This is a genomic window from Acidobacteriota bacterium (genome assembly GCA_026393755.1).
GTDB lineage: Bacteria > Acidobacteriota > Vicinamibacteria > Vicinamibacterales > JAKQTR01 > JBAXOX01.
Map to the genome: position 1 here is coordinate 1 of JAPKZO010000034.1, position 8,226 is coordinate 8,226.

Below are 8,226 nucleotides of genomic sequence, written 5' to 3' on the forward strand. Positions count from 1 at the left end.
AGGACGTAGAGGACCTCGACGTAGCCGGCCTTCGCCATCGATCCGCCGATGCCGGGCATGAGCGCACCCACCGCGATCAGCGCGTTTCCCGCCGCCCGGTGGCCGTCATGCTCGTTGCGGAAGTACTTCCACGCGCTGTAGATGATCGTCTTGCCGTCCGGCATCCACTGCGCGCCGCCTTCCTGCCAGTCGGGCGTGTGCGTAATCTGAAACAGGCCGCTCCCGTCAGGCCGCATCTTGTAGAGGTCCATCTTCCCGTCGATCTGGCGTCCGAACAGGATCCACTTGCCGTCGGGCGAGACCGTCACCTCGGCGTCGTATACCTTGTTGGTGGTCATCCGGACCACGTGGCCGCCGTCGAGGTCGGAGGTGTAGAGTTCGGCGCCCTGCGGGTAGTCGTTGGCGTCCGAGAAGTTGCCGGGGGGCATGTCGAGATTGTCGCGCGTCGACGTCCAGATCAGCTTCTCCCCGTCCGGGTAGTAAAACGAACAGGCGTCAGCGCCCTTGTCGTTGATCCGCCGGACGTTGGTGCCATCCAGGTTGAAGGTATAGACCTGGAACTGTTTATCGTCCGCCATCCTGGCGTTGCAGATCATGCTCTTGCTGTCGGGTGAGAAGTAGCCTTCGGCGGCCTCGCCCGCAATCGGAATCTTGTGGACTGGAAGCTCCTGGGCGCTCACTGGCGCCGCCGCGGCCGTCCCCGTCTTCTGAGCCGGCGCCTGGCCGCTGGCCGCGAGGTGACACCCGAAGCCAAGGCGCTGAGGGATGCATCGGCAATCACCGATCCCGACAAGCAGATCGAAGCGTTCAAGAAAGTGATGGCGGACTTCCCGAAGAGCTCGGCGGCCAGCGCCGCCGAGAACAACATCATCAACACGATGACTCGGAAGGCCTCGACCGACATCAAGGCCCTGCAGGAGCAGGCGAAGAAGTATGTCGACGGTGCGGCCGCCCCGAACGAACAGGCGCGGCGCCTTGGGTCTACCGCCAGCGGCTTCTCGAATGCCGGCGTGCTGCTCGACGAGGCCGAGCAGTACGCGAAGAAGTCGCTCGATCTGCTTACCAACGAGAAAGCCTGGATAGAGGCCGAGAAGAAAGCCGCAGCCGAGTCGCAAGCCGAGGCGGCGAAGCGGAATCCGGCGGCAAAGCCGCGGCCGGCCATCACAGACTCGGACCTCGCGACCCGGTTCGTCTCGTCGCGGCAGACGGGCCTGATGACGCTCGGTCAGATCTACGACAAGCGCGGGAAGACGGCTGACGCCGAGAGGACGTATCGGGAGGCCTACAATCTCCAGCCCAAGACGGGGGCGGCTGCGGCATTGAAGCTCGCGGACTACGCGAAACTGGCCAACCACCCGTATGAGCAACTCGAGTACCTGACGGTGGCCACGATGGCTGGCCGGGTGACGGCCGCGTCGCGCGCCGACCTCGAGGCGGTTTATAAACAGACACACGGTGGATCGCCCGCCGATCTCGACAAGATGCTGGACGAGCGGTACGAAAAAGAAGCGCCGAGGCTCGAGGCCAAGGCCTATGCCGCCTCAAAGAAGCGCACCGATCGTATGGTTGTCGCCGAGTTGTTCACCGGGGCCGGCTGTCCGCCCTGCGTTGCGGCCGACATGGCGTTTGAGGCAGCCCTTGATCGCTACTCGGCCAGGGACGTCGCGGTGCTCGTCTATCACTTCCACATCCCGCGGCCCGATCCGATGACCAACCCGTCCACGCAGACCCGCAAGGATTTCTACGCGGCCCAGGCGGAGAAGCTCTTTAAGGCCTCGGTTGAATCCGTCATCGACAAGCGACTCGAGAGCAAGCCCGGGGCGCACGTCAAGCTGCAGGCCAGTATCAAGGGCGGGAATGTGAACGTCGCCGTCGACGTCGGGAAGGTCGCGAAATCGGGAAAACCCGATCAGAAGCTGCGACTACAGGTCGCGCTGGTCGAGGAAGTTGTGAACTACACGGGTGAGAACGGCGTGCGGTTCCACCCGATGGTCGTTCGAAGTCTCGCCTCGACCGAAAAGGACAAACTCGGCTTCGACGTTGCGCCCGGGCAAACCACGAAGGTGACACACACGTTCGACGTCGCCAGGATTGTGGCCGACGCCAAGGCGCACCTGGATGACATGGAGGGCGGCGCGAGTCAGCGTTTTGGCAAGTTCCAGTTCATCCAGCGCAAGAATGCCATCGACATGGCGAAGCTTCGCGTCGTCGCGTTCGTGCAGGACGAGACGACCAAGGAGATTCTGCAGGCCGCGGTGATCGACCTGCCGGCGCCGGCGAAATCGCCCACTGCGAAGGGCAACTAGCCGGCAACTAGCCGACGTAGACGCGCGCGTTGCGGAAGAGCCGCATCCACGGGCTGTCCTCACCCCAGTCTTCGGGATGCCACGAGAGCTGGACCGAGCGGAACACCCGCTCCGGATGCGGCATGACGATTGTGAAGCGGCCGTTTGCGGTTGTGAAGGTCGTAGGGATGGTGACGCGGGGGCGTTTGCGTGATCGCGCGGCGACTGGCCTGCGGGTCGGTCGCATCATCTGACCGATCAGGAGATCCGTCGAAAGCCGCGCTGGAACATCAGGCTAGCTCCGTCGAACGGCGGCGGCTGGTGGAATCTTGCGAACCTACGTCGTCGCGAAACGGACTTGGGTTTCAGTCACCACGACGAACGCGTCAGGAAGTTGATTGGCATACGAAGTGAGCACCTTTCGCAATGCGTCTGCCTTGGACGCCAGCCGCTCATCCTGAAGGCGAAGGAAGATGACGCCATGATGCGGTGCCCTCTCGCGAAACACCATCTCGCCGAAGTCCTTGTCGTTGGTGATCAGAATCCGGTTCTCGGCATGTGCTTTGGCCAGAACGTCGTCGTCAGTTGTTCCACGAGCCTCGTCGTAGACCGAGAACACGTCGTGCGATTGTTCGCGCAGCCAGCGAGCGACAGCCGGCCCAGTGCATTCGTCGACAAGGAACCGCATCTAAGCCGGCTCGGCCACCAGCGGGAGGAACGCCGTGCCTGAGAGGGACTTCGACGCAAACAGCAGGCACGCCTGGATGTCCTCTTGTTCGAGGCCCTCGTATTCTCCCACGATGGCGTCAAACGTCGAGCCGTGGCCCAGGAGGTTCAAAATGTAGTCCACGGTCAACCGAGTACCTTTGATCACCGGCTTGCCGACCATGACCTTCGGGTCACAACTGATCCGTTCGAGAAGTTGTCGATCGGTCATCTATTTCCGCTCCTCGTACAATGATAGTCGTCAGACCCGCGCCCGGCAACGACTGCATTCTGCGGGGCCCGTTACTGCCGAAATCCAGGTCATTGCGCAGGCGGCGTCCTGCCTCGCGGCGGGCGATCTCCTCGGTGACGACCTGTGCTCCACTTCGGCAAGGCGCGAAACGCGCGAATACCGGGAGTAGCGGCTTCTGCATGTTCAACCGGCCAGCCCGAGCCGCCTGACTCCTGGCAATCGCCGCTGCAGCCATTGCCATCGCCCGTCGCCTCGACGGTTGCAGTTTCTTCTATCCCTTCCTGCGGAGACTCACAATTCAGCCAATAGTCGGCGCGTGGCGCGCAAGTCGAGCGGCACACGCCTGCAGATTCGCCCGTGTGGATCGGCCTTCGGACACGTACCGGCGGCGCCGTCCCGAACACAGCGTGCTGTACCGAGTGGTACGCGACCACTTTGAGACGTTTCGCGCCCAATCCGCGAGCATCCGAGAGGGGGAAGGTCTGCCGCGGTTCGTCGAGGATGAATTTCGGGCGTTTCTGCGCTGCGGTTGGCTGGCTAGCGGATTCGCTCGGTTTCGCTGCGCCGCTTGCGGCGCAGATCGGTTGGTGGCCTTCTCGTGCAAAGGAAGGAGCTTCTGTCCGAGTTGCAGCGCGCGGCGGATGGCCGGGCACACGGCGCATCTGGTCGACCACGTGTTCCCGCCCGTGGCGGTGCGCCAGTGGGTGTTGAGCCTGCCACACCGCGTCCGGTACCTGCTGGCGTGGGATCACGATCTGTGCCGCGCGGTAGTGGCGATCTTCCTGCGCACGGTGCAGGGGTTCCTGCGGACGCGTGCACGACAGGGCGGTCTCGCCGACGGCCGCAGCGGGTCTGTCGCGATCGTGCAGCGTTTTGGCGCGGCGCTGAATCTCAATATCCACGTACACGCGCTGGTGCTCGACGGCGTCTTCGCCCGCGATGGCTCGGGTCGCGTGGCGTTCCACGAAGCGACCCCGCCGTCTGATGACGATGTGGCTGCCGTCGTCGACACCATTCGCCAGCGCGTCCTGCGTCTGCTCGAACGGCGCGGCCAGGGTGTTGACGACGATGGGTTCGCTCCGGACCGCTGGGTGGAGGAGGCGCCGGTGCTGGCGGGCATGGGCGCGGCGTCCGTGCAGGGCCGCGTCACGAGCGGGCCACGCGCACCGGCGATGGTTCGGCGCCTCCAGGATTCACCCGACGATGTCGATGTCGGCACGCCTCGTGGGAACTGCCACGCCCGCCGCGAGGGTTTCGACCTGCACGCCGGCGTCGTCGCCCCGGCGGGCCATCGCCATCGTCTCGAGGGGTTGTGCCGTTACGGGCTGCGGCCCCCAATCGCCGAAGAGCGATTGCAGGTGACGCCCGCCGAGCAGGTAATGCTGCGGTTGCGGCACAGATGGACCGACGGGACCACCCACCTGTTGTTCGATCCGCTCGAGTTACTGGAGCGACTGGCCGTGATCACGCCGCGTCCGCGGATCAATTTGATCCTGTACCACGGCGTTCTGGCGCCCCGCGCGGCCTGGCGCCGGCAGATTGTGCAGAACCCCAACATGCGAGTCTCAGGCGTCAACTACACGCACGTCAGCGAATCGGGTGCAGCCGCAATGGACAACTGTGGCAACCCGACCCCCCGGTCGGATCCACCCGCCCGGTCGTGGGCATCCCTGATGCGCCGAGTGTTCGGCTACGACGTGCTCTCGTGTCCGCATTGCGGCCAGACCATGCGGTTGATTGCGCTGATTGAGCAGGCGGATGTGATTCGCCGGATCCTGCGGCACCTCGGTCTGCCGACCGAGGTGCCCGAACCGGCGCCTGCCCGCGCGCCGCCTCGTGTATACGACCCCGACGACATCGGCGGTGGAGTTCTTCGGGGGATCGACCCCGTCTCCCGTCGGATGCTCGAACCCGCGATTGACGATCCGTACTGACGGCTGTTCGGCCGCTGTGTCAATCGACGTGTGCCCTGGAGGCGATCACCTCGCCGATTTCTCGCTCGCAATCGTTGCTGAGCGCGCCATAATCGGCCCTGTATCAGAGTCTGCAGGCGTCCCGGGTGGGGGTCGCAGCGTCTGAGAACGGGGGTTGCGTTAACCTGGCGAGCGGAGACCGCTCTAATGCGGCCTATCATCAGCCGAGGTTCGTACCGACGTATCTCCAAGTCGTCGACGACATCCCGAAGACCGCCTCGGAGAAGCCGGTCGAGCGGCTCCTGCTGGAGCAGTTCGATCCGCGCGCCGCGAACGTGTACACCGAGCCGCGCGACTAGCAAATCAATTCCGAGATACGTTGCGGTCTGGAGAAGCGGGACCCTTCCAAACGGCCGCTGAAAAAGATGCGACCCCCGTTTCAATCCGTCATGCCCGCAATCTTTAAGCGGGCATCCACCGCGTGAGGCATGGATTCCCGCCCGAAAATCGCGGGAATGACGAGAACGAGACGGAGGCTCCTGCCGAAATCATCACTGCATGTTGGTTGAGGAATCGATGTACCGCGTTACACCACATCCACAAGACCACGATCTGCCGTCAGCAACTCGGCCAATCGCCGGACGCTTGCCTGGGCACGGTAGTAGCCTCTGCCGCCGAAGATCACCAGGACAACACTCATTAACACTAGTGCTCCGTCGAAAACGCTCCATTGGGAAATCCCAAAATAACGGAAGAGCGTCAGGCCGATCGCGAAGAAGGCGAGGCCGGTTCGGATGATGGCCAAGTGGGTTCTTCCCCTGGCGAGCTCGGTCCTCTGGAGAGAAAGGCGCGTTCGCGTCACCGCCCTCAGAGTCCGGTTGGCGGCCAGATCATTCCTATCCTGTGCCAAATCTGTCCGTCGATGAGATAGATCCGTTCGCTGTTCCGCCAGTGTGGTTCTGCCTCTGGCCAGGTCGGTTCTGGTGACGGAAAGCGTCGTCCGTTGCCGTGCCAGTTCGGTCCTGTGGAGCGCAAACTGGGTCCGGTCCTCTGCCATCGCGGTGCGTTCACGGCCGAGATCGGTGCGGATGTGAGCCAGCTCGGTGCTGCGGGTTGAGAGCCGTGTCTGCGCCCGGGTGAGGGAGGTTCTCTCCAGCGCCATGGAGGTCTGGTCTTCGGCGTACTTCGCCGTGGCGGACGAGAACTTTAGGAGATTAGACGTGGCGTCCGTCCGGTGCTTAGCGAGCTCGGTCTGCTCCTCGGTGAGTTCAACCTGCTTCTCCTGATAACGAGTTGTCTGTTCAATGGAGGCCTTGATCGCTTCGAGCACCTCCAGTGCCTGTGGATCGAGTTTCACTTCGTCCATCTCTCACCTCCTGCTTCGTCACGCCGTCATGTCAAACGGTGGGGCGTACCCTTCCCGGTACTCGACTTGGGCCACGCCCCGCACGGTCTTGGCGATCCCCAGAACAAGCGCGCGTTCGGGATCGGCAAGATACGGACCCTCCAAGACGATGTACCCGTCTTCTGCCGTCGCCCCCACCTCAAGCTCGGAGGTTGAGGGATTGGTCACCAGGGCTGCCAAGACCTGAGCACAGAGATAGCGGCTGTCGAGAACAGCCATGGACTCCCGCGTGAGCTTGAATTCTCTCTGTTGCGCCGCATGCTCCAGCATGGAATAGGCGGTGTCGAACGAGATGCGTTCCAGGTTGATACACAGGTCAAACAGTGCCGGGTCCCGAAGGTTCTTGCCGTACATGAAGCGGGTCCAGCGGCTGCGCTCGTCGTCCTGCTGACGGATGCGTTCGCGGGCCTCCTCTTCCGTGAGGCCTTCCCCTCGGTCGCGCATCAGCCTGACCCGCAGATCCACGGGGGCGAGGATCCGGACCCTGACGGCGTGGGGGATACCGGGGAGCAAGAGGTGTCCCGAATAGCCGAAATAAGCGACATTGCCTTGGACCGCGTATTCGAGCAGCGCCAGTTGTGTCAGGATCTTGTAGGCCCGCCGCAGGGCGCTGAACCTTCCGTAGTCGTGCGCGGCGTTTTCGATGCTGGCGGTGACCCGGTTGGCGAGCTCGCCGTGAGTGTTTACCGCCATAATCAGGTCCTCCCGGGTCAGGCACTTCCATCCCGCCTCTACCAGGCACTTACTGATGAGCAAACCACCCGAGAAGGAACCCCTTGATATTAAGAGCAAGGCCATAGTGATCCCTCCACACGCACGCCCGTTTGGCCAAACACGGCGTCGAGCTTGTACCTCCCAACGCCGGCATAGCTCAAGCGTTTGTGCATTCTGCCGACAAGTTCGAGTTGGTGTCCATAAACAATTAATCGATGGCCAACAGTGAACTCTAACTCCAAATCGTATAATTCTCCGGTCTCCACCGCGCGGCGAAACGCCTCGGTAACCGTCGCCTGATCTTCCGGGGCAAAGAAGGCGGCGACCTCCGGGATGTTGTTCGGATCAAAGGCCGACCGATCGACGCCATAGATGCGGTACACTTCGTCGGTCCAGGTGTTACGACGCGCCGCTACGTCGTACTCCCACCCGCCAACCCTGGTAACTGTCTGGGTCTGAGCCAGCAACCCCTCGCTCTTTCGCAGTTCCTCCTCCGCCTGTTTCGCTTGGACGATGTCCCATCCCAGATTGCCCAGCCGGGAGACGCTTTCGATGACCTGCGGTCCGTAGTTGCCGGGCTTGTTCCCGACGCCCAGAATCCCCACGACGTGCTGGCCCCGGAGGATCGGGATCACCAATTCCCGGAGCACCGGCGGGTGGCCGGGCGGCAAGCCCTTGCGGTGGACCAGGCTGGCGTAGTCGTTGTGAATCACCGGACTGCGTTCGCGGATGGCGTCCACCCACACGCCTGCTTCATCCACCGGGTAATGCCGCCCCTTCCCTTCCGCGGTGCACATGCTTCGCACCGTGTTAGGGCCTGTCAGGAAATAAGTGACCTATAGTTCACGTACGGTCTCCGGATGGATGGTGTAGTTCCAATCGCCGTGAAACCGATGCCGTTCGAGCCGGACCGTCGCCAACTGCGCGTCGGTGACGGCGACGCCGCCGGGA

Annotated in this window: 9 protein-coding genes; 2 read left to right on the forward strand and 7 right to left on the reverse strand. The window is 63.1% G+C overall.

Annotated elements, in window-relative coordinates:
• A partial coding sequence (locus NTV05_15095; GenBank protein ID MCX6545726.1) for a hypothetical protein occupies window positions 1-680 on the reverse strand: 680 nt, incomplete at its 3' end.
• Between NTV05_15095 and NTV05_15100 the strand changes: the two genes are divergently transcribed.
• On the forward strand, window positions 654-2,306 hold the full coding sequence (locus tag NTV05_15100) for a hypothetical protein (protein ID MCX6545727.1): 1,653 nt from the start codon (window positions 654-656) through the stop codon (window positions 2,304-2,306). The two genes, NTV05_15095 and NTV05_15100, sit on opposite strands and share 27 nt — an antisense overlap.
• Before the next feature lie 7 nt (window positions 2,307-2,313).
• Here NTV05_15100 and NTV05_15105 read toward each other — a convergent pair whose 3' ends face one another.
• The 3 genes from NTV05_15105 to NTV05_15115 all read right to left on the reverse strand — a co-directional run bounded on the left by NTV05_15105 (window position 2,314) and on the right by NTV05_15115 (window position 3,222).
• Complete coding sequence (locus tag NTV05_15105; GenBank protein MCX6545728.1) at window positions 2,314-2,430, reverse strand: phosphoribosylformylglycinamidine synthase subunit PurQ; 117 nt, start codon at window positions 2,428-2,430, stop codon at window positions 2,314-2,316.
• A gap of 192 nt (window positions 2,431-2,622) precedes the next feature.
• Entirely contained in the window at window positions 2,623-2,973 is a 351-nt protein-coding gene (locus tag NTV05_15110) for a DUF5615 family PIN-like protein (GenBank protein ID MCX6545729.1), read from the reverse strand.
• Complete coding sequence (locus tag NTV05_15115) at window positions 2,974-3,222, reverse strand: DUF433 domain-containing protein (protein ID MCX6545730.1); 249 nt, start codon at window positions 3,220-3,222, stop codon at window positions 2,974-2,976.
• 440 nt (window positions 3,223-3,662) lie between these two features.
• Between NTV05_15115 and NTV05_15120 the strand changes: the two genes are divergently transcribed.
• Complete coding sequence (locus tag NTV05_15120; GenBank protein ID MCX6545731.1) at window positions 3,663-5,177, forward strand: transposase; 1,515 nt, start codon at window positions 3,663-3,665, stop codon at window positions 5,175-5,177.
• A gap of 565 nt (window positions 5,178-5,742) precedes the next feature.
• Here the strand turns inward: NTV05_15120 and NTV05_15125 are convergent.
• The 3 genes from NTV05_15125 to NTV05_15135 all read right to left on the reverse strand — a co-directional run bounded on the left by NTV05_15125 (window position 5,743) and on the right by NTV05_15135 (window position 8,072).
• Window positions 5,743-6,522 carry a DUF202 domain-containing protein gene (locus NTV05_15125; GenBank protein MCX6545732.1) on the reverse strand — a complete coding sequence of 260 codons (780 nt, stop codon included), beginning with the start codon at window positions 6,520-6,522 and terminating at the stop codon, window positions 5,743-5,745.
• 18 nt (window positions 6,523-6,540) lie between these two features.
• Window positions 6,541-7,254: a cytidylate kinase family protein gene (locus tag NTV05_15130; protein ID MCX6545733.1), complete on the reverse strand. Its 714-nt coding sequence runs from the start codon at window positions 7,252-7,254 to the stop codon at window positions 6,541-6,543.
• Window positions 7,255-7,343: 89 nt separating this feature from the next.
• Window positions 7,344-8,072, reverse strand: coding sequence for a GAF domain-containing protein (locus NTV05_15135; GenBank protein ID MCX6545734.1), 729 nt, complete (start codon window positions 8,070-8,072; stop codon window positions 7,344-7,346).
• Between the last annotated feature and the right edge of the window lie 154 nt (window positions 8,073-8,226).